Source organism: Streptococcus sp. HMSC061D10 (assembly GCF_001808865.1).
Lineage (GTDB): Bacteria > Bacillota > Bacilli > Lactobacillales > Streptococcaceae > Streptococcus.
This window is the reverse complement of sequence record NZ_KV794986.1, coordinates 1-367: the sequence shown is the minus strand read 5'-3', so window position 1 is coordinate 367 and position 367 is coordinate 1. Positions and strand designations below refer to the sequence as shown.

At 32.2% G+C, this 367-nt stretch carries 1 tRNA gene; it reads right to left on the bottom strand.

Annotation, left to right across the window (positions count from 1 at the left end):
• Positions 1–259 precede the first annotated feature (259 nt).
• Positions 260–333: transfer RNA gene (locus HMPREF2728_RS00010), tRNA-Asn, on the bottom strand.
• Positions 334–367: the final 34 nt, after the last annotated feature.

Genomic DNA, 367 nt, shown 5'->3' with positions numbered 1-367 from the left:
TTAATTGTCTAACTTTTTGGGGTCAGTACAGAATATGGTAGTCTACTTTATAATAAAAAACTTATCTGAAGATTGATTACAACACCACAAAATCTATTAAAGAATTACTTATAAGACCTATTAAAAATACCTAAAATGAAACATTCAAATCTAACAAACTTATAAAAGATATTAAATATTAATAAAGAGCTAAATAAAAAAAGGATCAAGATGACCCCTGAAAGATAAATAAAAAAACGTTCCTTAGAACGTCTACATACTCCGCCAGTAGGACTCGAACCTACGACATCATGATTAACAGTCATGCGCTACTACCAACTGAGCTATGGCGGATTAAAGCTAAGCGACTTCCTTATCTCACAGGGGG